Annotated in this window: 20 protein-coding genes; 12 read left to right on the top strand and 8 right to left on the bottom strand. The window is 57.3% G+C overall.

From position 1 onward, the window contains the following. Positions 1-137 precede the first annotated feature (137 nt). Positions 138-1,022 (bottom strand): helix-turn-helix transcriptional regulator, encoded by an 885-nt coding sequence (locus KXG62_RS22530; RefSeq protein WP_218094258.1) that lies wholly within the window; start codon positions 1,020-1,022, stop codon positions 138-140. A gap of 255 nt (positions 1,023-1,277) precedes the next feature. Here KXG62_RS22530 and KXG62_RS22535 point away from each other — a divergent pair, with 255 nt between their 5' ends. Further along, the gene (locus KXG62_RS22535) at positions 1,278-2,351 is read left to right on the top strand and encodes a glycoside hydrolase family 88/105 protein (protein WP_218094259.1); all 1,074 of its coding nucleotides are present in this window, start codon (positions 1,278-1,280) and stop codon (positions 2,349-2,351) included. Positions 2,352-2,502: 151 nt separating this feature from the next. Beyond that, positions 2,503-5,067, top strand: coding sequence for a hypothetical protein (locus KXG62_RS22540; protein WP_218094260.1), 2,565 nt, complete (start codon positions 2,503-2,505; stop codon positions 5,065-5,067). Between the two features lie 153 nt (positions 5,068-5,220). Here KXG62_RS22540 and KXG62_RS22545 read toward each other — a convergent pair whose 3' ends face one another. Further along, positions 5,221-6,540 carry an ABC transporter substrate-binding protein gene (locus KXG62_RS22545; RefSeq protein WP_218094261.1) on the bottom strand — a complete coding sequence of 440 codons (1,320 nt, stop codon included), beginning with the start codon at positions 6,538-6,540 and terminating at the stop codon, positions 5,221-5,223. Between the two features lie 51 nt (positions 6,541-6,591). After that, positions 6,592-9,006: a glycoside hydrolase family 95 protein gene (locus KXG62_RS22550; protein ID WP_218094263.1), complete on the bottom strand. Its 2,415-nt coding sequence runs from the start codon at positions 9,004-9,006 to the stop codon at positions 6,592-6,594. A 230-nt stretch (positions 9,007-9,236) separates the two neighbouring features. On the opposite strand from KXG62_RS22550, the gene KXG62_RS22555 reads away from it, so the two are divergent. Together KXG62_RS22555 and KXG62_RS22560 are read left to right on the top strand one after the other, a co-directional pair. Next, positions 9,237-10,256 (top strand): LacI family DNA-binding transcriptional regulator, encoded by a 1,020-nt coding sequence (locus tag KXG62_RS22555; protein WP_218094264.1) that lies wholly within the window; start codon positions 9,237-9,239, stop codon positions 10,254-10,256. A gap of 84 nt (positions 10,257-10,340) precedes the next feature. Beyond that, complete coding sequence (locus KXG62_RS22560; protein WP_218094265.1) at positions 10,341-11,267, top strand: AraC family transcriptional regulator; 927 nt, start codon at positions 10,341-10,343, stop codon at positions 11,265-11,267. Between the two features lie 259 nt (positions 11,268-11,526). Here the strand turns inward: KXG62_RS22560 and KXG62_RS22565 are convergent, their stop codons facing one another. Continuing rightward, positions 11,527-13,419: an ADP-ribosylglycohydrolase family protein gene (locus KXG62_RS22565; protein WP_218094266.1), complete on the bottom strand. Its 1,893-nt coding sequence runs from the start codon at positions 13,417-13,419 to the stop codon at positions 11,527-11,529. A gap of 127 nt (positions 13,420-13,546) precedes the next feature. Here KXG62_RS22565 and KXG62_RS22570 point away from each other — a divergent pair, with 127 nt between their 5' ends. Next, on the top strand, positions 13,547-13,843 hold the full coding sequence (locus KXG62_RS22570) for a hypothetical protein (protein WP_218094267.1): 297 nt from the start codon (positions 13,547-13,549) through the stop codon (positions 13,841-13,843). A 73-nt stretch (positions 13,844-13,916) separates the two neighbouring features. On the opposite strand, the gene KXG62_RS22575 is transcribed toward KXG62_RS22570, so the two are convergent. Continuing rightward, entirely contained in the window at positions 13,917-14,132 is a 216-nt protein-coding gene (locus KXG62_RS22575) for a hypothetical protein (RefSeq protein WP_218094268.1), read from the bottom strand. A gap of 120 nt (positions 14,133-14,252) precedes the next feature. Between KXG62_RS22575 and KXG62_RS22580 the strand changes: the two genes are divergently transcribed. Together KXG62_RS22580 and KXG62_RS22585 are read left to right on the top strand one after the other, a co-directional pair. Beyond that, positions 14,253-14,351, top strand: a complete 99-nt coding sequence (locus tag KXG62_RS22580; protein ID WP_218094269.1) for a YjcZ family sporulation protein — start codon at positions 14,253-14,255, stop codon at positions 14,349-14,351. Between the two features lie 325 nt (positions 14,352-14,676). Next, positions 14,677-15,261, top strand: coding sequence for a DUF421 domain-containing protein (locus KXG62_RS22585; RefSeq protein WP_218094270.1), 585 nt, complete (start codon positions 14,677-14,679; stop codon positions 15,259-15,261). A 112-nt stretch (positions 15,262-15,373) separates the two neighbouring features. On the opposite strand, the gene KXG62_RS22590 is transcribed toward KXG62_RS22585, so the two are convergent. Beyond that, positions 15,374-15,859, bottom strand: coding sequence for a hypothetical protein (locus KXG62_RS22590; protein WP_218094271.1), 486 nt, complete (start codon positions 15,857-15,859; stop codon positions 15,374-15,376). Positions 15,860-15,940: 81 nt separating this feature from the next. Here KXG62_RS22590 and KXG62_RS22595 point away from each other — a divergent pair, with 81 nt between their 5' ends. Together KXG62_RS22595 and KXG62_RS22600 are read left to right on the top strand one after the other, a co-directional pair. Beyond that, a complete protein-coding gene (locus KXG62_RS22595) occupies positions 15,941-16,657 on the top strand; it encodes a DUF1906 domain-containing protein (RefSeq protein ID WP_218094272.1) in 717 nt (238 codons plus the stop codon). Between the two features lie 426 nt (positions 16,658-17,083). After that, positions 17,084-18,427, top strand: coding sequence for an ABC transporter substrate-binding protein (locus tag KXG62_RS22600; protein WP_218094273.1), 1,344 nt, complete (start codon positions 17,084-17,086; stop codon positions 18,425-18,427). Positions 18,428-18,559: 132 nt separating this feature from the next. Here the strand turns inward: KXG62_RS22600 and KXG62_RS22605 are convergent, their stop codons facing one another. Next, positions 18,560-19,324: a DeoR/GlpR family DNA-binding transcription regulator gene (locus tag KXG62_RS22605; RefSeq protein WP_218094274.1), complete on the bottom strand. Its 765-nt coding sequence runs from the start codon at positions 19,322-19,324 to the stop codon at positions 18,560-18,562. A gap of 157 nt (positions 19,325-19,481) precedes the next feature. Between KXG62_RS22605 and KXG62_RS22610 the strand changes: the two genes are divergently transcribed. Genes KXG62_RS22610 through KXG62_RS22620 form a run of 3 tightly spaced genes read left to right on the top strand, consistent with a single transcriptional unit; the run spans position 19,482 to position 24,071 of the window. Then, a complete protein-coding gene (locus KXG62_RS22610; protein WP_218094275.1) occupies positions 19,482-20,645 on the top strand; it encodes an alginate lyase family protein in 1,164 nt (387 codons plus the stop codon). 47 nt (positions 20,646-20,692) lie between these two features. After that, positions 20,693-21,460, top strand: a complete 768-nt coding sequence (locus KXG62_RS22615; RefSeq protein WP_218094276.1) for an SDR family NAD(P)-dependent oxidoreductase — start codon at positions 20,693-20,695, stop codon at positions 21,458-21,460. A gap of 31 nt (positions 21,461-21,491) precedes the next feature. Beyond that, positions 21,492-24,071: a heparinase II/III domain-containing protein gene (locus tag KXG62_RS22620; protein WP_218094277.1), complete on the top strand. Its 2,580-nt coding sequence runs from the start codon at positions 21,492-21,494 to the stop codon at positions 24,069-24,071. A 246-nt stretch (positions 24,072-24,317) separates the two neighbouring features. Here the strand turns inward: KXG62_RS22620 and KXG62_RS22625 are convergent, their stop codons facing one another. Continuing rightward, complete coding sequence (locus KXG62_RS22625) at positions 24,318-25,832, bottom strand: NTTRR-F1 domain (protein WP_218094278.1); 1,515 nt, start codon at positions 25,830-25,832, stop codon at positions 24,318-24,320. Positions 25,833-26,267 lie beyond the last annotated feature (435 nt).

Raw genomic sequence — 26,267 nt, forward strand, 5'->3', positions numbered from 1 at the left:
CGTTCTATCCTTGTTTTGTTTATTTCAGGGCTATGTCGTCGTGCAGGTCTCTGCGGTTATACGGATGCCGTTCGTGCCGTGAAGCATACCACCGCGCCTTGCGTCCCGCTGCGGGCTGTACTCTTGCGGCTGCGCACTCACTCCGAAAGCTTCTGATGCTTCTTACGATAATCTCTCGGCGTTGCGCCCGTAATCGTCTTGAACGTCTGGCCGAAATACGAGAAGCTGTTGAAGCCGGTTTTGCCGGCGATTTCGGAGATCGGCATGTCCGTATGCATCAGCATCCGTCTGGCGTGGTGGATGCGGGTCTGCAGTATGAACTCGGTAATCGTGATCCCGAGCGTCTTTTTGAACAGGTGGCACAAATAATACTGGTTCAAATACAGCTCCTGCGCGATCAATTCGAGCGTCAGGTTTTCCGCGAAATGATTGGAAATATATTTGATCGCATGCTCCACCTTCGGATTGACGTTGCGCCTGTCGGCCGCCTGCGTCTCGGTCACCGACTCGCTGTACCAGCAGCGGCGCAGCTCCAGCAGCAGCTCGCTCATGTAGATGCGTATCGCCATTAATTGATCGCCTGAACGGGCGGTGTAATCTTCGTGAAGCCGGTCCAGCAAATAATAAAAGCGCGTGAGCCGTTCTTCGCTCAGTCTTACATGGCGATGTCCCAGGCTGAGGCTGAATATTTCGAGCAAATAATCCCTTGACCGGTCGTCCAGCAGCTCCGGCAAAAAATGTAGGACGCTGCGCGTGCTCGGCGACTCGAGCTTCGGGGAGCTTTTATGCGATTCATGCGGGCTGATTAAGATCAGATCGCGGCCTTCCAGCGGATACAGGTGATCGTCGATAAGGAAATAGCCGCTGCCTTCTTCAAAAAAGTAAATCTCATACCCTTCATGCGAATGAAAATCCATATAAAAATGCGTCTCGGTCTCTCTGTATTTCATCGAGAGCGGCAATTCCTGCAGCTGATGATTGACGAAATCGTCGGTTCGTTTGGCCGGAGCCGGCGGCAGCATAGCGACTGACCTCCCTCTATAAAGCGCTTACAGCTAATGTACTGCAATTTGTGGAAAAAAACAATCCTCTTATAATTTTCGCAATCGCCGCAGGGCGGGGAGAGTGGAATGTATCGACAACGATCCTTATGTACAGCAACATTATTATATTTTTGAACAATGCAGCGAGAGATGCGGCTGTGCGAAAGTTTTATAATAAAATTGCAATTATGAAATCGTTTGCCGGAACGTTGCCGGGGGAATGGAGGAGCAGTAATGATATCGAAGCATCAGCACATCACCTCGGTACAGGTGGAGCAGGCCAAAGCGGTGTTACGGAATGTATATGCCTATACGACGACGTCCGATTCCGAAGCGTGGGGGATGGATATTCACCGCTGGGATTGGACGCCGGGAGTCGGGTTGATCTCGATCCTGCATAGCTATGAGGCTACGGAGGATGCCGATACGCTGCGTTATTTGGAGCAGTGGGTCGAGCGCAATCGGGAGAAGGCGGCGCTGGCCAAGGTCATCAATTCGATGGCGCCGTATGCCATCTTTCCCGAGCTGTACCGACGGACGCAGCGCGCTTATTTTGTGGAGGAAGCGGTCAAAATCGGCGATTGGATGCTGCACGAGGCACCGCGGACGCGAGAAGGCGCTTTTGAGCATACGGTCACGGAAAAAGCGAATTTCCCGGAGCAAGTATGGGCGGACACCCTCTTTATGGCCGTGCTGTTTTTGGCCCGATTGGCGGCGCTGACCGGCCGGGGCGATTATGCCAAGGAAGCGCTTGAGCAGGTGGACATCCACTTCCGGCTGCTGCAGGACAGCGGCTCCGGCGTCATGTACCACGGCTGGAACTGCTTGCAGGGCGATCATATGTCCGCAGCCAAATGGACGCGCGCCAACGCCTGGATCGTTATCGGCTTCCCGCTGATCGTGAAGGAGCTGCAGACACTGCTGCCGATTCCCGAGGAGCTGCTGGCCCGCTACCGGTCGATGGTCGACGGGCTGCTCGGTTACCGTGGAGCGAACGGGCTGTGGCATACGGTGATGGACCGAGCCGAGTTTTATCAGGAGACGTCGGGCAGCGCGGGCATTGCCGCCGGCATCTTGTGCGCGGTCCGCCACGGGCTGCTGGATGCTTCTTATGTGGACAAGGCGGCGGCGACTTGCGCGGCGGTGCTGGGCTGCATCGATTCCGAGGGCCAAGTGCTCGGCGTTTCCGGCGGCACGCCGATCATGAAGACGATCGACGACTATAACCGCATTCCGGTCATCCCTACGCTGTATGGGCAGGGGCTTGCTCTGATGATGCTGGCCGAGATGATGCAGCTAGACGTATAGGGAAGGACGCAAACGCCGCTTGGAGGGCGCTTGTCCCACCGGTTGACGGGGCGGCGTCTCTCCTGGTCAAGTCATTGAACACGTTTGCATTGAAAGCGCGGCGCATCCGCAGTATAGTGAACACAATAAGCGTGCAAAGGAGAGAATGGGAGTGGTACTGGATGAACGGAGCCTTCGCGACGAGCTGAAGCCTGCGATGGAAGTGCGGCGGTTTTTGGGGAAAGCGCTGGAGGAGCTCGGCGGCGGCGCGACCGGAGGCGCCCAAAGCGCGCATCTTCGTCTGAAGCTGTTGACCGAGGCGTGGAGCGCGGATCGGGCGAAGGAGCAGGGGAACCCGGGGGACCCATCTCCGACCGCCCATTCGGGGAGCTCGATCAGGCAAACGCTGCGCAGCTGTTTTTTCTCGCAGGGCTACTACTTTCAACTGCTCGCCGGGCTCAAGCGGATCGGGGCGGCGGATGACAGGCTGTACGACAGCGCGGCGGCACTGGCACAGGATGTACTGCGTCCAGCGGAGCGGGATGCGAATAACCGCTCGTTCTTCTTCGCCATCGGACAGGCGCATGCTGCGCGGCTGTTCCCGCATCTGCCCGAAGCGGAGAGCTGGAATCGGTACGCGGAAGCGGTCTGGAGCGATTGGTACGACCCGGGCGATTGCTATGAGCCGGGTTATGTGGCGCACAACATCAAGCAGGTCATCGAGCTTGGCTTGATCCTGGGCAAGGAAGCCGAGCTGCGCAGCGCCAAAGCGGCCGCCGCCTACCGGCGTTACCGCGAGCAGATCAGCCCGACGGGACTTGCCGTGCAGCCGGGCGACGGTGGCCATCAGGCGGCGTATGTCGACGCGCTTGCATTGATGGCCGAAGTGACGGGCGACGGCACGTTTCTGTGGGCTGCACAGCAGGCGCTGTTTGCCGGCGGGTACGGCGGCTACTACAATGCCGAGGGCAGACGTTTGTCTGCGGCTGAGGCGGCGGGGGCGTATCGGCACAAGCTGGAGCCATTCCGCGCGCTTGGCGTGGAACCGGCGATGCCGCCGGCGGCGGGCGGCATCCAGCATATGTACCCTTGCACGTACCGAATTGCCGACCGGCTGATTCTGAACGCATCCATGGAGCAGGGGAAGCCGTATGCGGCGTTCTATGTGAACGACCGGATGGAGACGCTGCACCATGCCCATGAGGATAATCGCGGCGAGCTGTATCATTACGAAGCGGACGGTGTGATGTATTTGTCCCGCACCGGCTGGCACAAGTGGGCGGGGCAGACGAATACGTTCGTCGTGGGCGATATGGCGGCGGAGTTTCCGTTCTGCTATTCGTCCGGTCTGAGACGGAACCGCTGGTACAAAGCGTCCGCCAATATGCGCATGCTGCGGGATTATATGGCGTCGGAGCGGTACGAGCAGCTGTACGCGACCCCCGAATCGTTCCGGCATGCCGGGGAGCCCGTCTCGGGCGACGAGACGATGAAGCCGCTGCCGCATTTCTTCAAGGACAGGTTAAGCCCGTACGGCGTGTTCATCAGCAATCCCGAGGGGATGGCGGGCAAGAATGAAGTGCTTACGATCCGGGACGTCACGATTTCGATCAATACGTTTGTCCGGGGCGGCAAGCATCGTTTCCCAAACAGCATTCCGTGGTATCGCGAGTATCGCGAGGCAGCGCCCGCCGACGGACCGGTGGAGCTGCTGCTCAGCCGGCTGCATATTGCCGGACCGAAAGGCATGCTGCGGCTCATCGACCCGGATACGCTGCTGGAAGGGCTTAAGGTCGACTTCTACGAGGATGGGAAGAAAGGAACGCCGGAGGAGCGGAGGGCGCTGACGCCGGACGAAGAAAGCCGCTATGTGTCGGTTGTGCGCGACGAGCGGACGGGCACGAAGGCGCTTAAGGTGATATGTCCCCCGGGCCGAATCGATCTGACCTGGGGCGGAATGGAACATGAGGTGCATCTGACGGACGGGTATCAGCGGATCGGGTTTGATTATATGTATATAAGCGATGTAAGCGAGTTTCTGCGCACGCCGATCCGCTTGATGGTCAATGGCATGACATGCCGCAGCATGTATATCGATCATCAGCAGGGAGGCGTGCTGCGAGAGTCCGCTTCCGAGATGCAAGGGCAGGACAGCTACGGTTCTATGCGCTATGAAGGCGTCTATACGCATGATTCGCATTGGACAAGGCAGACATTGCTGACGGAAGAGGGTTATTTGCTCGTCGTCGATCGATTCGCGCCGGGAGCGGAAGCGGACGGAATGGCCGGAGGACCGGTATGGCAGCTGCCCCGGCTGGACGAGCAGGGCGTGTTCTGGTTCGACATGACGGCTGACGCGCAGCGCGGCAAGAAGCTGACGGTGTACTTCCATCCGCAGCGCGGACGCCAATACGGCGTGCAGTTCCAGCCGAAGCTGTGGCACGATAAAGCATACGCCGTCTACGATAAAGCCGTGTTCGAGGCGGGCCGCGAAGAGACGTTCGTCTCGGTCATGGTGCCGCATGATGCGGACGTGTCCGGCGCAGCCGTCAGCGGCAAAAGCCACTATCATTCCCGGCTGGTCGGCCCGGGTGAAGACAGTCAGGGCATCGTGACCGAAGTAAGTCCGGACGGCACCGTTACCGTTCGCCTGCTGCCTTCGGCGGAATGGCGCGTTGCGCCGATCGAGCTGACGCTGCGCAAGGACGGCGGCTGGCGCGTCATACGAGGAAGCTAGCTTCGTCGTATGCGTTGCGCCGGACGGCTTCGTTTGCACCTGCTGCATCCGAGAATGACATTCTCGTGATGTCGCGGCGGCCAGCGGCTTCGACAAAGGCGAACAAACAGGGAGCTTGGCATATGGCCAGGCTCCCTGTTTGTGGATCTTGCGTTATTTTTGCGCTTCGGCGATCGCTTTGTTAATGAGCTCCTCGGTTTCCCGCAGTATCGTATTGACGTCCGCTTGCGTCAAGATCATTTTCTTGAACTGTGAGCGGACGATCGCGTAAGCGGAAGCGTCGTATTTCGTAATCGAGGGGGAAGGGGGCGCCGGCTTGCTGCGGACGAAGCCGAGCCGGTTCCGGTCCTTCAGGATGTCGATGTCCTTACCGAATTCCTCCAGCATCTTCGGATCGTTCAGTACAGAGGTATTGCCGTTGCGTGCCGTCCACACCTGCGCTTCATCGGACAGCATGGCCGTCAAGGCGAGGAACGCCTGGTCTTTATGCTTGCTTGTGCTCGAGATGATTCGGATGCCGCCGTCCACCTGCGTCGTTACCCCGGGCGCTTCCGGGAAGGACGGAAGCGTGACCATGTTGAAGTTCAGGCCGTCCTTGAGCGCATCGGGCAGCTTGGAGAAGATCGAGCTGGTGACGTACATGGCGACCGTCTTGTCTTTGAGAAACTGGTTTTGATGGCCGCCGTACGTTTTATCGTCGACCTCGTTGCCGGGAATGGCAAAAAATCGGGCATAATTTTCAAACAGCCTGCGCCATTTGTCATTGTTGACCGCAGCTTTGTTCGTCTTGGCATCGACGACTGGCAGGGACAGTTGGTTCGCCGTGAATTGGAACACGTCCTGGAAGTGGAACCCGCGGTACTGGACGCCGCCGTCCAGTTTGGTCATCTTCTTGGCGAGCTCGTACGTTTCATCCCACGTCATGCCGTCTTTCGGATAAGGCACGCCGAACCGGTCGAAAATATCTTTGTTGTAATACATCATGACTACGTTTCCGGAGATCGGCAGGCCGGACAGCTTGCCTTCGCTCGACGCCTTGCGCACCGTATCGAGCACGACCGGGCTGATGCGGCCGAGATCCAGGTTAAACGCTTTCACGAGCGGCGTTACATCTTCGGCAATTTTCAGTTCCTCATACTTCGGGATCGAGGCGATGCTGTCGGTAATAATGTCGGGAACGGTGCCACTTGCGATCAGATCCGGTATTTTTTTGTCCGTGCCGACCATGGTCAGACTGATATGCGGATACTTCATCTTGACAGGCTGCACAACGAGCTTCTGGAACACCTCGTCCGACATGCTGGCCCAGACGGTCAGCTCGACCGGCTCGGTGTTGATTTTCGGTGCTTCCCCCGCCGCCGGGCCGCTCTTCGGATCGGAGCCGGCATTCCCTTGCGAACAGCCCTGCAGCGCGAGGGAGGCCGTCAGAAGAACGGCCGCGCCTGCGATACTGCTTTGTTTCATCGATACCATACGAATCGAATCCTCCCTCGTAACGTAACTTCGCCTTGGTATGCCCCGGTTTTACTCGTCGTGCGCGATATGCAAGGTTGCCGTCTGTCCGCCGGTCAGCGTCAGCCGGCGGTATTTCGGTCCGCTCGCGGATGGCGCGACGACCGCTCCTTCCGCAGCGACCGAGCTTGCCGCAGCAGGGAGCTGCAGCTCGACGGTTTGCGTGCGGTCGGACGTCAAGGTCGCAACCGAGCTGCGCCGCTCCATATCCCACTCGAGCGATACGGTAACGCCGCCCCGGCACCGGAGCTGGCGGAACTGTCCCCGAACCCAGCGCTTCGGTCTGGCCGGAAGCAGCTTGATCATGCCGCGGGCAGAGAAGAGCAGCATCTCCTGCATCGCCGCCGTCCAGCCGAGGTTGGCATCGATCTGGAACGGGGCTCTGCCCATCTTGAGCGAGATGCCTTGATTGCGCCAATCATTATGATAGGTGAACAAGTTGTCGCCCAGGCAGGAGCGGCTCAATATTTCAAGACATTCCAGCGCGCGGTCGCCGTCCCCGAGCCGGGCATAAATGCCGGCCATATGCGAAAGCGACCAGCCTGTCTGCTGCTTCAAACCGATGACGAGCCGCTTCTCCACCGCGATCCGGCATGCCTCGAACAGCTCGGGATGCGTCTCCTCGGTAATTTCGAAGCCAGGGAACAGCGGATAAATATGCGACTGATGACGGTGATGGTAATTGTCCTCGAAGTCGGGGTGCATCCATTCGCGCAGCGCTCCGTCCCGGTTGATCTGGTACGCCGGAATTTTGCCGAGCATTGCGCGCCAGCGCGGCAGCTCCTCCGCGTACAGCCCCGTTTCCTCGCAAGCCTCGCACAGATTCGTCAGCACTTCCTTCGCCACGGCGCAATCCATCGTCGCGTTGATGCACACCGATAGTTTTCCGCTGCCGGGGAAGCTGCCGATGGCCCAGTTTTCCGGCGAATTGGACGGGTAGGAGATCCACTTGCCGTCCGCGCCTTCGACCATGAAATCTTCATAGAACGCGGCGCATTCCCTCAGAAACGGAAGGACCCGGCGCTTGAGAAAGTCGATGTCTCCCGTAAACAGCCAGTAATCGTAATAATGCTGCGCGAGCCAGCCGGCGCCTGCGGTCCAGTAGACGACATGGGGCTGCAGGTTCTTCTTCAGACCGGATTCCGGGGAAGCGAACAGCGGACTCAGGATGCCGCGGCTGCCATAAAAAGACTGTGCATTGCGGCGCATATCCGGCAGCAGCGAATCGAAGAAGTCATAGAACGGCTCGGCGGTCTCCGCCATGTTGCCTGCCAGCGCCTGCCAGTAGTTCATCTGAATGTTCTCGTTGTTGAAGAAAGCGCCGCTCCACGCGGGCAAGTAATCCCCGTTCCAGACGCCCTGCAGATTGGCAGGCAGTCCGCCGGGACGCGAGCTGGACATGAGCAGGTAGCGGCCGTAGTCATACATACGTTCCATCAGTGCCGTCGGCACGCTGCCTGTGTATGCGTCAAGCAGCAGCCGCTCGTTGGCCGTGTCTCTGCTCTCGCCGTCAGCGCCAAGGTCGATGCCCGCGCTTAAAAATAACAGCCGGTGCTCGGCGATATGGCGCTGCAGCAGCGTATCGTAATCGTACGGGACGGCGTCCAGCTCGCGCTTCAACCGTTCCTGCTGCGCCGGGCTGCCGTCCTTGGCCGCTACTTTGACCAGCACCGTGATTTCGTCGGCGCCGCTCGCCATGACGAGGCCGTTGTCCGCGCTCAACGCTGCTCCGCGGGCGATAATCCGGGCGACGGCGCAGTAACCGTTGTCCGCACCGGCATGCTTACCCGATGCGAGCGCATAACCGGGTTCGGCCGATGACTCGTGCGCAAAGCCATGCTTCTCCGCTTCGGCCGGCTGATGGATATGCAGGGCGAAGGCGGCTTGCGGGATCGGCGCGCCGTCATAGCGAACGGACATCACGATCATCTGATCCGGCCGGGAGACGAACGTTCTCTTCGATTTGCGTACGCCGTTATCGGTCCAGGCGACTGTAATCTCGCCGGTTTCCATGTCGAGCGTCCGGCTGTAATCGCGGAAGGCGCCTTCCGTCTCGAGCGTCACTTTAAATTCAAAGCCCGGCTGGAATCTTGACGTATGCGTCTGATACCCGGCCGCGCGCATCAGATCGGGGAAGAACCGGTTCGCTTCCTCATATTGTCCGGCGTCCAGCAGCGCCCGGAGCTCGGGCAAATGGACGGACAAGTCGGGCGGTTGTTTGGTCGAGCCGCCGTACCATAGCGCTTCGTGGTTAATGACGATCGTATCTTCTTCGATATTGCCGTAGACGAGGGCGCCCATCGTGCCGTTGCCGCTCGGCAGCGCATCCTGCCAGCGCACGGCCGGCTTTGCCATCGCGAACCGGTGGCTGCGGGCGGAAGAAAACAACGATTCGGATTGTGTAACAACATGCTGTTGAAGGTTCAAAAATGATTCATCCTTTCATGTAAGATCTAGCGCAGATAAGATCTGACGCAGATGCCGCTAAGATCTGGCGATAAGGCTGCTTGAAGAACTGGATTTTATGAAACGTTTCAGAAACAAACCAAGTCAATACCATCATACAATGAATTCGCTTACAGGCGCAAGAACAATTTGACAATACACGCCGGGCTTTATATAACTAAAGCAGCAGATCTAATGAGGAAGTGAGCCTAATGTCGAAACTAGATGAAGTGGCCAAGCTGGCCGGCGTTTCCAAATCGACGGTGTCCCGCGTTATCAATCACAGCGATACCGTCTCCGCCCAATCGAAGCAAAAGGTGCTTGAGGCGATGCAGACGCTGCAATTTCAGGCGCAGGAGCTCAAGCGCAGCTCGGACAGCAGCGGCATGATCGGTCTCGTGCTGCCGTTCGGCAAGCAAATTATGAGCCAGTCGTTCGGCATTGATCTGTTGGTCGGGGCGGAAGAGAAGGCGTTCGAGAACGATTATATGATCCTGATCGGCAATTCGGTCGGAGGCCGCGAGCCGCAGCTGACGGCGAAGATGATGCAGCGGGGGGCGGAAGGTCTCATTATGCTGATCGGCAGCGGGAAGCCCGGACAGAAGGAGCATTTGAATAATCTCCAGGCGCAGGGGATGCCGATCGTGCTCGTTGACCAGAAGGTGGATGGCATCGAAACGCATCTGGTTCGCGGAGATAACTTCATGGGCGCCGTCACGCTGGTGGAGCATTTGTTCGGACTCGGCCACGAGCGGATCGGCATTGTGTCGCCGAACAAGCATTTTACGCATAAAGAACGGATTAAAGGCTACCGGTATGCGCTGATGGATAAACAGGTGCGGGTGCCGGAACGATACGAGCTGTTCGTGGAAGGCGAGAGCGCCGGCATCGAGGAGGCGCTGGAGCGCATGCTGACAGGCGCGGAGCGGCCGACGGCGCTGTTCGTTACGAGTCCGGGCCTGCTGATGAGCGTCATGAGCGTGCTGAACCGGCTGGAGCTTCGCGTGCCCGAGCAGATCAGCATCGTTACGTTCGACGAGGTGTACGGCAATTTCCCCGAGGAGTATCAGGACATGTTCACTTCGATCAATCAGTCTGGCAAGCAGATGGGCGGCATGGCCGTCGAATTGCTGTTCCAGCATTCGCGCAGCCCGGAGCTGGAATACCAGGAAATCGTCCTGCCCGGCAAATTTACGGCGCGCCGTTCGACCGGGCCTGCGCAGGGGATGTAGAGAAAGCAGCAATCGATTGCGCCCCGCTCAGGGGAGAACTTGCATCCGGGGGAACACCCGGACAAGGGGCAAAGGAGAGGGCCGATGGAGGATGTATTCATGATGTCCAGGCTCGTCAGGCTGGACGTGAAGTGGACAGGGCTGCATCAGGCGAACATCCCGTTCCATCATTGGGGGCATTCCAATCCGTACTATGAGCTGATCATGGTGATCGACGGCCCGGTGTATCTTCAGGTAGAGGATGAAAGGCTCGTGCTGCAGTCCGGCGAATGCCTGCTGCTCACGCCGTGGCAGCATCATAAAGGCTGGCGTACGGCGGAACCGAACACGAGCTTTTACTGGGCGCAATTCACCGCAGATCCGGCGCTGATCCACTCGGAAGCGGCGGGAAGCCTGAAGCAGAGCTTGCGGCTGTTCCGCCGCCATCATCAAGATTTGCGGACAGCGGAGGGCGCTGACGAAGAACCGCTTCTTGTGCTTCGCCGGTATTTGCCGGAGCGGCGGTTCGATATATTGCTCCTGTTCGAGAAGCTTGTCGCAGAAATGAAACAGCCGAACGGCAACTTTCGGTTCCGTTCGACCATCTGGATGATGCAGATTATGCAAGCGTTGTCCGACAGCCTGCTGAAACGACAGCAGTGGGACACGCCGCTCCCTGCGACGTATATTACATATCGCGAGCTCGTGAACTACTTGAATGAGCACTATACGCAGACGATTACAAGGCAAATGCTGGAGCACCGGTTCCGGCGCAAATACGAATATTTATGCCAGCTGTTCAATAAGTACTCCTCCAGCACGTTCACCAAGTATCTACAGCAGCTTCGCATTCAGCGGGCGCAGTATTTGCTGCGCCGTCACCCGGAGGCAACGATCGAAACGGTTGCCCAGCAGGTCGGCTTCCAGGACCCGTTTTACTTCAGCAAAGTGTTCAAGCAGATTGCCGGGACGAGCCCGTCGCAATTCAGAACCGGAGTGGAGAGCGAGCAGGGGCGGGAGAAGGCTGATTAAGAACCCGCTTCTATGAGTGGAGCATTTCGGCGGCCACGCCGCCGAAATGAGCCGCAAGATCGAATTCGCCTCTGTCGTCACCGTTACGGCCTGCGGGTAACCCATGCAGCTTCCGGGCATGCGCGAATCCTCCAAGCATGAGTTGCGGCTTGTGACGCTGCGCGGGGACTGGTCGAACCCCCACGAACCGGATCTTTTCTCCATCCGCTTGATCGATTGCTCGGCGGCCCCTACAAAGCGAGGGATATCGAACTTTATGCTAGCCGCCGTTCTTCGCGATAAATAACACGTCGGAATACGCATAGAACGATCCGGGCGAGCTCGTAGTCCGCTGCGACACGGCCAGCACGTACACTTCCGGCGGGTTGTCGCCCTGCGCGGCCTCGATCTCGAGCAGATGCTCGCCCCGGGGGACGGTCAGCTCCGCGAGCTGCTTGGCCGGAGCGCGATGGAACGCTGGCATGAACGGCTGCTTCGCCGGGCTGTCGATAATGAGCCGGCCGTTCAGCCACGCCCGGATAGGCGCCTCCGTCGCGGTAATGATGCGAATGTTTCGGTCGCTGGGAACGATCATGGTCGTGGCCGCTCGGTACGAACCGCCTTGACCGGGCTGCGCGGTTTCTCCGAAGCGGACGCAGCTGCCCGGGAATACGAACGGCTTCGCTTCCCCGCCCTCCCCGGCGCCGATCGACCATTCGGCAGCAGCAACAAGCCGGAGGTCGACCGTCTCCGCGCTCCATACATGCCCATCGTGCAGGCGAACGATCTGCGCAGACAAGGGGTAAACCGGCTGTGCTTCCGGGCCGGATTGAACGATCCAATTCCCTTCGGTCCCGGCCCCCGGCTGCAAGGAAAATCGCATCTCTTCCGGCGGGCTCCAGCCGTCCGGCGTTTCGAGCGCCAGCACGCCTTCCCACGATTTCTCCGAACGGTTGACGAGCCGGTAGGCGATCGTTTTGCACTGCATCCGGCCGATGGAGGGCCCTTGCAAGCCGTAATCGACGGTTAGCTCCAAGCCGAGATTGCGGGTTGTGCCCTTGGGCAAGCAATATACGTTCGCGGTTGGGCTGAGATGCCACAGCCGTTCGGCGTCGCAGTCTTCCTCCATATAGCTCTCGCCCGATGCGGCCCAGCAGGTAGCGGCATCCCGATCAATGAGCAGCGGCACGTTCCACTCGGCCGCAACGCGTTTGCCGATCCGCACGGTCCGCTCGGTCAGCTCGTCCAGCGTGCGCGGAGCGGGGAAGCCTTTGATCGGCGGACTGACCGCAACCCCGTCGCCAACCGGCTTCACCCAATATTCGGGCAGCTGATCCGCTCCGTGAATGATGCCCAGAATCGCTCCGAGTGTTGCGCCAGTGCAGTCCGTATCGTACCCGCAGTTGACCGCCTTCAGAATGGCGTCGCCGAAATCTTCGCCATACAGCCAGCCTAGAATCGTGAAGGCGATATTTTGCGGCGCGTCGGTGAAGTTGGAGCTGCCATGCCGCTCAAGGATCAGCTCGCGAGCCTCAAGCCAATTCTTACCTTCCGCATGCCACGCCAGTAAGTCCTGCACAGCCTGCGCCGTCCGGCATTGCGCCGGGATGTACCGCAGTCCGGTCCGGATCAGGCGATCCCGGTCGGAATCGGCGAAAGCGGCGCTTTCGATCGCCGCGAAGAACATTTCCCCATATACGCCTTCACCCCCGGCATGGTCGACGATCGCATCCTGATAAGCATAATAGGCGGCGAGCTCCGGCGAGCCCGGTGTGACCATCGCCCATATTTCCGAGCGAATCGGAGAGCCCATGCAGTGCGTGAACGGATTGTTGAACCATCCGGCGACCGGTGCCACCAGTCCTCTCCGCAAGTTGGCCAGCGCATATCCGTACTCGTCATACGGGAAAAACACATGCTCCACCCATTCCTGGCCGAGCTCCGCCGCGGTAATACGCCCCCCGTACTGCTCCAGCGCATGCAGCCAGACGAGCTGAAGATCCAGATCGTCGTTCGGCAGCGGCCCGTCGGGAAGACTCGGGTAATAGGTGAGATTGAGCAGTTCCTTTTTGCCCTCCATCGGCGCGCCTAGCGTGCCTCCGATATTTTTACCGAGCCATCCCCCATAAATTTTGTTGTAATATTCGCGCTCGTTCAGTCGGCTGATTGCCATTCGTTTCGTCCTCCTGCCATAGGATTCGTTCACTACAAGGGTAGCAATGGCGAGAGTGCGATGCCATGAACAATCCACAGGTCGAGGGCCGTTTTTTTGCGGCATTTTTACAGGTGCGGAAAGGTAGGTGGTAGTGCGGCCGATCTCGAGACGGGATGATGGGAAGCAGAAGGGTAAAAAGGGGGGAGAGGGAGCCTTCGCCGGGCTTGCCGGCTGCGTGGCTGTGCAGGGGACGTACACTCTAGCTTCGTCATCGAAAGGTTCCGTCGAAACGAGCGGGCTGCGGCGCTGCGAAACCCGCCGGTCGAAGCCCGCGGATGCCGCGGGCAGACACGAGCAGTGCGGGCGCATGGACAATTGCCGAAGGGGTTTCAACGAATTTTCCATGCTGCCGGGAATCGCCATGAGGGATCTGGAGCGGTAGCCGCGTAGATCGCGGGATCGAATCGCGGAATACGGGAAGGTTGATGCCGGTAGGAACGTTTGGACGCGGCCGATTACCTTTTTCTCATGCTGAAAAATTTGCACTGCGCTCTGGCATGATATGCGATCTCGCTGACGCCCGATTGAATGACGACGAACTGCTCGTCGAAACGAATGACGACCCCGCCCGCATTCACGACATGATCGTCCTGAAATACGCGAATCGGCATTTGCCGCTCCATGGCTTCCTCAAAATCGCGGTCGTTCTCCAGCTTACGGATATGTGCCACAATTATCTCTCCCTCATCCAAAATCATGTCGCTCGATATTGTTTCCGCAACAGGAACAAACGCACAGACACTTTATCGATCATGACATAAACTGATCAGGTAAACAAGGAGGTGAAAAGCATGAGCTGTGTAGGGGGATTCGGCGGATTTACTTCGACTGGCGTCATTCTCGTATTGTTTATTCTTCTGGTTATCGTTTCTCGTGCCTTTGTAATCTAATCCCGTCTAACGATGAATAAGCCGAATTCCGTCCCGGACGGAATATCGGCTTATTTAACAATGCCCGCCAGAAAGTACAAGTTTGAACCGGAGGTTCAGCTCTCGGATCTTTCAGAAAAGCTTACTTTAAGACACGAATGTATCTTCATAAGACACGGATGTATGTTCCGCGAACGGGCTTCGATCCGAAGTTTTTTTTATTACATAACGACAACCGGTTGCGGTCAAGCTCCTAAAATCGAAATTTTCGCTGCATATGCTGTATAAATGTGGTGGGTACCGCAAAAAATGAAGTGGCAACCATTGCAAGGAGGACCGCCGTCGGATGAGCTACATGTGGGAAGCGCTGGTCATTTTACTTTTCGGTTTCGGCTTGATGCGAATTGCCGGCAAAAAAACGGTGTCTGAAATGAACGGACCGGAAATCATTACGCTTTTATCGATTGCTTCGGTCATCGGGCATGCGGTCTCGATGGAGGGTTTCTGGGAAACCGCCGTTGTACTATGCATTTTTGTCGGGCTTCTCATCACCATTCAGTTCGTCAGCGTCAAATGGCAGCCGATCGAACGGTTGTTTATGGGAAATGCGACCCCCATTATCGAAAATGGGCAGTTGATCACGAAAAATTTGCTAAAGCTGCGAATGTCGGTGGATCAAGTGGAGAACAGGCTGCGGGAAAACGGGATCACCTCATTCGCCGACGTAAAGCATGCAACCATCGAAATGAACGGCCAGCTCGGCTATGAGCTCATGAATCACGCGAAGCCGGTGACGATCGGCGAGCTTGAAAAGCTGCTGGCCCGGCTTCACATTCCGCAGCCGGCTCAAACGCCGGCCAAGCAGCCGAATTTGTTCGACGAAGTCATGTACGGCAAGCACGAGGAATCGATACCCGAACAAATGAATTGACAAGGAAAAAGAGCCGCGATTCGGCTCTTTTTCATGTTACTCACCTAACGGAAGAGCGCGGGTCGGAGGTGCATCCGTGCCTCGCGTGCTCTCTTTGCTTGAGCATTGCAGGTCACGATGACAGCATGTTGTCGACCTGCGCCTTCATCGCGGCGACGACTGTTTTCTTGTAGCGGAGCGCCATGAAGAGCAGTTTGATTTGCTTTGTGCGCGACAGTTGGGAAAAGCGCGGCTCCTGCCGGATGAACATGCGGACAATATTCCAGCTTGCCGGCTCCAGCTCGCGGACGGCATCAGCCGGTACCAGCTGCAGCAGACGGCTTGCGGCGCCCGGCAGAAACGGAAGCTTCGAAGCGGCGGTCTCTTTGTGCGTATCGACCAGGCAGGGCGCGTGCTTTCGATTCGTATGTTTCGTCAAATATTCGTATCGGTCGTGTCCGCTGATGACGATATAGCTGCCTTTGCGGTTTTTTCGGACGGCGAGCATGTGCATGCAGTCCCACATCCGCTTCCGTATATTTTTGATATGCGCGGTCAGCGGAATGGGCGAATCGGCTTTGATCTGGTGCAGAGGTATATACTGTACGGTAAATTTCATATACATCCTCTCCTTATTAGGTCAATGTATGTGATGCACTCATTGTCCTATGTGCATAAAATATAGGGGAGGTGTCGAAAAATGGCTAAAGGATTCGACTGTTCAACCCCTTTGACGGCAGAAACGGCTGCGCTGTTCGCTGCCGACGGTTACTCCTTCGTCTGCCGATACCTCGTGCCGTCGGGGTGGAAGCGGCTTACCGCTGAGGAGGCGGCAGTCATTAGCGAAGCGGGCCTCAACATCGTATCCGTCTTCGAAACGACGGCGAATCGTCCGCTTGGCGGACGGTCGGCGGGCCTGGCCGACGGCGCGACAGCTGCTCAAACCGCTTACAGCATCGGCCAGCCGCCGGGCAGCACGATATATTTTGCCGTCGATTTTGACGCGACCTCGAACCAAATGCAGACAGTCATCGACTATATTCGGGCGGCGAGCGAAGCGACCCCCGATTTTAACACGGGAGTATACGGCTCTTATGCCGTCGTCGAAGCGGTCAGCGCCAGCGGCGCGTGTTCGCGATTTTGGCAAACGTACGCATGGAGCAGCGGCAAGCTGTCCGGCGCCGCTCACCTGTATCAGTACCGGAACAACGTCCAGGCCAACGGCATTACGATCGATCTGGACGAATCATACGGAAATGAAGGATGGTGGAATCTGATGGCGGAGCCTTTAGCGGTAGAAGACGCAAACCAGCTGATCGAGATTTTGAAGGGGCTGTATAACGCGGGGATCGGGCAGGATGAGGCGCACCGGCTGGCCAATGCACTGCGCCGCGCGTCCGGACAGCCGGAAGAGTAAAGCACTGAGCGTGCGGCAGAGGGCAGGCTGACAGCAAGCAGCCGGCATGTGGAATGGAGAAAGGTTAACGTACAGGTCAGGGGGAGAAGGGGGCCGCAGCGATGCGGCCTTTTTTCTGCGAAATTTGCGGACGAGCACTCTCCCTTTATTTTCTGAATATGTTTGAAAATGTGCGTTTTATATGGTAAAGTAAGGATGGTGAGAACGGCGCTGTCTGTCGGTTCGCACACATGCGAATGGAAGCGTGTACATGAAACGTTCATCCGCTTGTAAGCGTACACATGGGCGGTCGGCACAGCATTGGCTAAAGCCGCAACGCAGGGGCGAACAGTCGGCTGAGTGAGTTCAGGCTCAGAAAGCGACCAGGCCGCACACTGCAGGTGTACTCACCTGAGGTTCATTACTTAGAAAGATGGAGGGGTTCAGATGAAGGCTAAACAGATGGTTGGGTCATTGGTTGTGCTGTCGATGCTCGGCTCTACGCTGGCCGCGTGCAGCAAGGAGGCGGCGCCGCCCGCCAAATCGAACGTGCCGTCCGAGGCGGATTTGCTCAAAGAACCGGTCACGCTCGTCTTCAAGTCGCAATTCGACGACAATATGGAAAAGTTCAACGAACGGTACGGGGACCGGATTCGTGCGAAATTTCCCAATGTCACCGTCAAGTTTTTACCGCGCGAGAAAGACCTCGATATTCGCGAGCTGGTAGCGGCCGGTACGTATCCGGACATTATGTACGGCAATACGTCGCAGATCGACCAGTTTCTGGTTGAGACCGGCTTGGCTTACGATATGACCGAACTGATCAAAAAATATAATTACGATTTGAACCGATTCGAACCTGCGCTGCTCGACAACCTTAGAAATGTAAGCGCTCCCGGAACGCTTTACGGACTGCCTATGCCATGGGGCGGGGCGCAGCTGTTGTATTATAACAAAGCGCTGTTTGACCGGTTCGGCGTGCCGTATCCGAAAGACGGCATGACATGGGACGAAACGTACGAGCTGGCGAAAAAAGTGACAAGAGTGAACGGCGATGAAACGTATCGCGGCTTCAGCTCGTTCATCAGCGCCGTGCTGCGGGATAACCAGCTGTCGCTGCCGTACCTCGATCCGAAAGCGGATAAAATGGCCGATAACGAGAAGTGGAAGCGGCTGTTCACGAATTTATCGAGATTTTATGAAATTACGGGCAACAACCGCGATACGAAGAACCGTTCGCAAAACACGGAGTCTCAAGCGTTCGAAAAAGGCAACGTCGCGATGCAGATCAATCAGTTCAATAAATTCCCTGCGTTCCCGCCGAACCTCGATTGGGATATGGCGTCCATTCCGATATTCGCAGACGGCCCGAAGGTCGGCAGCCAAGCCGCTTCCAACTATTGGTTCATTACGAAAACGAACCAGCACAAAGACATTTCGTTCCAGATCATCAAGTACTTGCTCTCCGACGAATTGCAGTTGGAAGCCGCCAAGTCGGATGCCACGCTGCCATCGTTGAAGCTGGGCAGCGTCAACCTCGAAGTGCTCGGCCAGAACGTGCCGGCGCTCAAAGGAAAGCATACGAAGGCGGTGTATTACTACGCGCCTGCTCCAGCTATGCCAAGACGTGAGGCGAACTTGCCCGGAGCGGACCCGAACGTGCTGAAAACGACGATGGAGGAAGCGTTCAACCGCGTCGTTATCGACAAGCTGGACGTCAACTCCGCGCTGCGGGAAGCTTCCGAGAAGTTCGACAAGGCGGCCGCGGAGAAGAAGAACAGCTCCAAATAATCGGCAGCGACAAAAGGAAGAGGGTGTCCCGGTACACGGATCACCCTCTTCTTGTTCGCAGTCGGCTGCAGGTACCCCGGCTGAGCCGGATGAGCAAGGCGCGCAGCGAGCGAACGTTTCGTCCGTACGGCGTCATCGCTCGGCCCGCACGACTTGGATGCCCCGCTGTTCGATTTGCTCCGCCATCGCGCTGCTCGTATCGGCGTCGGTAATGAGCATATGGATTTCCTCCAGCGCGGCGAACGATACGAGCGCGGTGCGGTCGAACTTGGAGTGGTCGGCGAGCAGCACCACTTTTCTGGAGGCTTTCATCATCCGCTTCTTCAGCTCGGCTTCCTCGCGGTGGAAGATCGATAAGCCGCGCTGCAGGTCGATGCCGGTACAGCCGAGAAAGGCGATGTCCACATTAAGCTCGTCCATCATCTGGATGGCACTCGGCCCGATGATCGTATAGGTGCCTTTACGGCGGTAGCCGCCGAGGACACACAGCTCGATCTGATGGCTGGCAGCGAGCATGTCGGCGATTTTCGTATCGTTCGTCACGACGGTCAGCTCGCGGTCCTTAATCAATGAAGCAAGTTCCAATGTCGTGGAGCCGGCGTCCAGCAGCACGATTTGCCCGTCCTCAATGAGACGCGCCGCTTCCATGGCGATTTGTTCCTTTTCCGGCCGCTGGCGGACGCGCCGCTTCAGAATCGGCAGCATCGAGTCGTCATGCTCGACGAGGACGGCGCCGCCGTGCACGCGCTTGAGGATGCCGCGCTGCTCCAGTTTCTCCAGATCCTCGCGTATCGTTTTCTCTGTGACCTGGAACGATTTGCTGATATCGGATACTTTGACCGAACCTGTCTCATTCAACGCTTCGATAATTTTGGCGTGCCTGATTTCCGGTAACATGATTCACCCACTTGATCTATGTTTTATGCCCGATTTCCGTAAAGGTACGAAAAAGTTTGAAAAAGTACGTTTAATATGTTAATTTTATAATGAACAATTCAAGTATAGCAAGGATTTGTTGTAAAATCGAATATTTTGCAGCGATGGGAGGGCTTATATGGGGTTCGTTTTCGTAGATAAGCCATTCGTGAGCGACATGCTGCTCCGGATGAATCGGGCGGAAGGCGCATGGCGCGGCATCCGGCGCGATCTGGCGGAACAAGCGGATGAAGCGATGGGCAAAGGTCCATGGAGCGTGACGTTTTTCGACAGCATCGCACCGAGCGGCAATCCGCACGACTACTACAGTGAGGCGCCGTACTGGTGGCCGAATCCGGAAAACCCGCAAGGTCCATACATTCGGAAAGACGGCGTCACGCGGCATGACCGGTTCATGGGCCATCGGCACGCGTTCGACGAGCTGGCGAACGCGCTGCAGACGCTGTGCTATGCCGGCTACTATTTGCAGGAACCGCGCTATATGGCGCGCGCGGCGGAGCTGCTGCGGGTATGGTTTCTCGATCCGGACACTCGGATGAATCCGCATATCGAGTACGGCGAAGCGATTCACGGGATATGTACGGGCCGCGCGGCGGGCGTTATCGTACTGCGGCAGCTGGACCGGATCGTCCATGCGCTCGGGTTTCTGGAAGAGCAGGGCGGATGGCAGGCGGAATTGCACGGAATGCGCGAATGGCTGTCGCAGCTTCTGACCTGGCTCACGACGAGCGATATCGGGGTGAAGGAAAGCCGCTCCGGCAATAATCATGCAATGTGGTGGACGACGCATGTTGCTGCGTATGCCGCTTTTGTCGGGGACGAGGCGAAGCTGAAGCTGGCGTTCGATCATTTCAAGCAGGTGATCCTGCCGGGGCAGGTAGCTGCCGACGGAAGCCTGCCAAGGGAGCTGGAACGTACGCGTTCGTTCCATTATACGATGTTTCACCTCGATGCATCGGCCTTATTATGCGAAATCGCTCATCATCAGGGCGTCGATTTGTGGAACTACGCCACGGCGGAGGGCCAAAGCCTCAGGAGCGCGATCCAATTCGTCATTCCGTTTCTGAATAATCCGTACTTGTGGCGGTGGCCGCAGATCGACGGGGAAATCCCGGATGAGCATTTGTCCATGCAGCTCGCTTCGCTACGGCTTGATATGTCCGAGTGCAACCGCGTGAACATCAAGCGGCGGGGAGACGGCAAATGGCTGAAGGAGCGCGAGGAAGTGCTGGGGCCGCTTGTGTTTATGCCGGGACATCCGCTGCATACGGCGCTTACGTAAGGAATGATTACATCATACTACATCATAATGATAGGGGAAGATAAACGATGAAAATCGATTTGACGAATCAAGTTGCTTTAGTGACAGGATCTAGCGGCGGTATTGGGAGAGCGATCGCCATCGAGCTCGCCGCTTGCGGCGCGAAGGTGATCGTGCATTACTTGAGCAATCGCGACGGTGCGGAAGAAACCGCTGGGGCGATCCGGCAAGCGGGCGGCGAAGCGGCTGTCATTCAAGCGGACGTTACCGATCTCGAACAAATCGAGTCGCTCGTCAAGCAGTCGGAGCAAGCGTTCGGCAGTGGTATCGACATTCTGGTCAACAACGCCGGCAATCTGATCGAACGCCGTACGATTGAAGAGATGACGATGGATCTGTACCGCAGCATCCTTGACGTGAACCTGACTTCGGCTGTGTTCGTCACAAAAGCGGTCATTCCAGGCATGAAAGCGAAGGGCGGCGGCGCGATCCTCAACCTGAGCTCGCTTGCGGCGCATAACGGCGGCGGTCCCGGCTCCAGCATTTATGCGGCATCGAAAGGCGCCATCCTCACATTGACCAAAAGCATGGCCAAGGAGCTGGCAGCGTACGGCATCCGCGCGAACTGCCTGTCTCCCGGCTTCATCGAAGAGACAAAATTCCATTCGACGTTCACGTCGGCCGAAGCCCGCAAAGCGACAATCGCCGGCATTCCGCTCGGACGCGGCGGCGTACCGCAAGACATTACGGGTATCGCGGCGTTCCTCGTCTCCTCGCACAGCTCGTTCATTACGGGCGAAACGATCGAAATTAACGGCGGCGCCTTCATGAGATAAATTTTGTTCGCAAAGGGTAGGAGATCATGCGGTGAACGTATTGAAAACGGCCGTTGCCACACTATGTATGATTGCACTTCTCTCGACCGTTTCGACACCGGCGCATGTTCATTCGGCCGAACCGGTCAAACGTCCGGATTATACGAGCTACAGCGGCATTACCGTTCCGGCCGAGCCGGTGCTTCCGAAGACGGAAGCGCATCCGAAGCTGTGGTTCGACCAAGCGCAAGTCAAGACGATGTACGATAAACGCAGCGCCGACGCCTATGCCAAGTCGCTGTGGGATCATATTGCGATAAGTCCTTATACCACGATGAATCTTCCTGCCGCTCCGGGGTCCTGCAAGGACCCCGGTCTTCATAATTATTATGGAACGGTGGCGCGGATTGCCAAGTACAGCGCGTTCCTGTACGTCATGACGGGCTCGGAGCCGCATCGCGAGCGGGCCGTAGCTGCTTTGCAGCAGGCTTATGACGGACCGATCTACGCTTGCGATCCGACGGAGGACGGGAGCGAAGTGGATGAGACGTATCGCGGCAGCTGGGCGCAGCATTTCGCAGCGGCATATGATTGGATCCAGCCCTCGATCGCGGGTACTGAGACGGATACAGCCATCCGCGCAAGATTGAAGAACGAAGCGGAGGCGCTGTTTGCCAATCTGGAGAAATGGTCGCCGCGGCCGCATAATCATTTGTCCAAGCCGGCATGGGGACTCGGGACGCTGGCGCTGACGCTATCCGGTGAGCCGGAAGCGGGAGCGTGGCTGCGCAAGGCGCTGCAGGCGGTTAACGCGAACACCAACTATTTTTTCAGCTCGGACGGCATTTATCGCGAAGGCGCTTTCTATTACATATATTCTCATATCAATATGGTGCCGTTTCTTTACCATTACGCCAACGTTTCCGGCGTCGATCTGTTCTCTGCATATAAACCGGCATTTCTATGGGAGTTTTATTCCGCCAACAACAAGGGCTGGCTGCCGACGTTCGAGGATACGTTCCTGCGGCATAATATGCTCGTGATGGTCGCCGGACGGTATATGGGGGAGCGTGATGTCAGCGAAGCGAACCCGGAGGCGCGGTGGGGGAATCTGTTCCAGTGGCGTTACGCAAACGCGGACAAATCGCCGCAAGGCGGGGAATTCGGCAACAATACCGGAGCGTCCGAGGACGATTCGATCGACTTGGACAAATATTTGACCTATGCGCCGGAGGTCAAGCCGCTGCCTCCGACAGGCACAGCCACGACGTTCCTGAACGAGGGCGGGCAGTCGTTTTTCCGCAACCACTGGAACGCGAACGATCCGAGCTCGAGGTATCTCGCCTTCCACGGCGTAGCGGAGACGGATAACCATAACCATTTCGATACGCTGAGCTTTACCATCCACGCGGAAAATCAGCTGATGGCTTCGGCGCCGGGCTATTCCAAATCCGGGTACGGCGACGCGATTAGGCGTTCGTGGTACCGCACCGCCGCCGCGCAAAATACAGTGACGCTCGACGGCAGCTGGCCGGTGGATATGGCGATGAATGCGACGCCGGTTTCGCGCTACGGCATCGATACCGATTTTTTCGATTTTCAGCAAAAAGAAGCGCGCTTCCTTCGGCAAACGAATGATCCCAAGGCCAGCGAAAATCCGCTGCTGTTCCCGCCGGATGAAGAAAGCACCGGATCTATTTCACGTGCGGTGGCGTTTCCGGGACAACAATATTTTGTCGTCACCGATCAGTTGAAAGCGAAAGACGGCAAGCCGCATACGTTCGATCTGTACTTGCATGGCGGCCGGGGCACGATGAGCGGAAGCGGTAATCACCGGCTCTGGACGTACAAGAAGGACAAATACGGTGCAGAGGCGAAGTTCGCGGCGTGGATTTTTTCCGATAAAGCCGGTTTGACCGATGCCAAAGGCGACGTGACCTATATTAAAGGCGACGCCGCGCCTTTCGGTTATGTCAAAGCAACCGTCAACGCCGCTGCGGCGAATTACATGCAAGTCTTAATCCCGCTGTCGCCGGATGAAGCGCTGCCGGTGGTGACCGAGCTGAGCGATTCCGCCAGAGTCGGCGGTACGGTATTGAAAGACGGGATGCTTGACACGTATGTCCTTCAGCAGGGTACAGGCAGCGTATCGCTTGGGAAGCTGTCGCTGGCCGGAGAATTCGGCTATGTCCGGGATGGGGATGGCGGCGGGCTGAAGCAATGGGCCGTGAAACAAGCGACGACGGCCGATTACGACGGCAAGCGGTTGTTCGCCTCGTCCCGGCCGGTTACGATGACCGTCGATACGAGCCGCGCTTCGCAATACAAAGGCTACGTCTCCGGCGATTCCGGCGACGGACCGCTGGAGCTGGAACTTGCCGGTCCGGCCGGCCGTAAAGCGGTAAGCGCCACATTCAACGGAAGCCGGGTAGAGGCTGTGAACGGCAAAGGCTTCGTTCACCTGGCGGTAACGGGCGGCGGCGAGCTTGTTATCGATTACGGCGAGCCTGCGTTTCTGTCGCGGATCCCGGGCTGGGGGTACGGCGCTGCAGCTGTGCTGGGGCTGGCCGTCCTTCTGGGATTATCGCTGCTCGGCTTCCGCAGACGGAAGCGAGGGGGAAACGATCGCTGATAGCTGACGGCTGACCTCTGATCGCTGTCGCCTGCTGTGGCGGAGGGGTGAAGACATGCAGTGGATCTGGTCGTTTCGTGCGTTTGGAGTCAGCAGAATAGGAAAAGGCGATACCGCATGCTTCGGGATTCGAAGCAAGGCGGGGATCGCCTTTTTTTCTCTTGCTATATTGTCGATACGGGCCAGTAGTGCCCCGATGGTTGCTGGAATGGGTGCTTATGCTTATGCTTGTACTGCCGGAGCTGCTCAAGCGTGGATTGCGATGGCCGAAGGCGAACTGCCGACTGGAATCGTAGCCGTCACTTTATTCTCGCTCGTATCAATGACGCTGACCGAATCGCCGCTGAAATTCGTGACATAGATGCGGCTTCCATCCGGTGAACCGGCCATCTCGCCGGGAGCGACGCCAACGCCGATTTTATGGCGTGTCGTTTGCGTCGCGATGTCGATAACGCCAACGGCATTTTCGCTTGCAATGGCTGCGTAGCAGAGCGTGCCGTCCGGTGACAGCAGCAGTGCTTCCGCCCCTGCCCCGATTGGCATTGTGCCGGTTATTGTATGACCGGCCGTTTCGATGATGGTGATGCCGTCGCGCCCTCCGTCGCCGGCAACATACAGGCGAGTCCCATCCGGGGACAGCGCGATTTTTTTGGCGTTGCCGACATCCGTCACGGCAGCAACGGCCTGCTTCGCCGCCGCATCGATGACGGTAATGATGCCCGCGGTCGCGCTTGCAACATATATGCGGCGGCTGTCCGGCGAAACAATAATTCCGTGTGGCGTACTGCCTACGGGGATCGGGGGATCGATGACGACATCCGCAGCGGTGTCGATCACTGAAACCGTATCGTCGGATGCATTAGACACGTATACCCGAGAACCGTCCGGGGCAGCGGCCAAATAAGCGGGCTCCCAGCCGACCTGAATGGTACGGACGATGTGATGGCGTGTCGTATCGATGACGGATACGGTATTGTCCAGCAAGTTGGCGACATACACTTTGTGCAGCCTAGGGATGAGGGCAAGGCCGCTGGGAGCGCATCCTACCGGTATTTTTCTGACCATCGCGCTTGTTGCCGTGCTGAACACCGAAACGAGATTATCATAGGAGCTCGTCACATACGCGAACGGCGTGTTTTGTATTGAAGGAAGCGAAGCTCCTCCACTCGCGAACCGTCCTCGCGGCGTTGCCGGTTGTTCTGCAGTCTGCGGTGTGGCTTTCACCCGGATACCGGAGCTGTTCAGTTGCCCGTCCGTCGACGATGACCCGAAAGGGAAGTGGATGGAGGTGGGCAGCAATTGCACTTCATCCACCCACAGATCCGGACTTCCGGGTTGGGGTAGTTTGTTCACGATCACCAGCGCCCAAGCCGTCGCTGCCGGGGCGGGCTCTGTCGATCCTCTGAAGTCATACCAGCCTCGCGGGAGAGCCGGTGGGATGTCCGCACCGGGAACGTATACAATCAGCCCCGGCTGGAGATATATGTGGTCGGCCGTGTAAAACAGCACCGAAATGACAACAGGCGCGCTCGTCGCCGTTCCATCCTTGGCCAGCGACAGCCGCTGCTCGAACGTTTCCCCGGGAGCGGCAGGAACCGTCTGCTGAACGTAGGCGTTCCCGTCACCCCCGTCCAATTGGGCTGCGTAGGTGCCTGCATGGCTGTACCGACTTGAAACGGACGCGTTCACGCCATTCCACGGCGCCCATAAGGCGGTTTCAAACCCGCCGTTTGTGATGCGATTGCCCAATGCCAACGTCATTCACCCCCCTCCTCATGGTTATGCAGCGAGGCCGTCGTCTGCCTGTGGGAGGTTCCCTTGTGCATTGGCACATTTTTATGTGTGGTTGATATTAAGTGTAGTGAATCTGGAGGGGATATTCGGGTAATAGTCCACAAAAAGGATATTACGCGAACGTCGCGAATACCTATTCGTGAGTGGGGTGTTTGTGAAGTTCGTGAAAAAGACGTTAGACGAAACCAACGCAGAGCTTTTATATAATAATCGAGTCTGCTTCGCAATGAGCTTATCCGATAATTGGCAAGAAATGAATGGTAATCTGTCGAATTATAGGATGAGCTTGTTTTATTGACAGACCTATAAATTAATAAGACCCTTTTTAATAATGATTTAAAGACCGTATTAAAGACCGTATTAAAGACCGTATTAAAGACCGTATTAAAGACCGTATTAAAG

The sequence above is a fragment of the Paenibacillus solanacearum genome, assembly GCF_910593845.1.
GTDB lineage: Bacteria > Bacillota > Bacilli > Paenibacillales > NBRC-103111 > Paenibacillus_G > Paenibacillus_G solanacearum.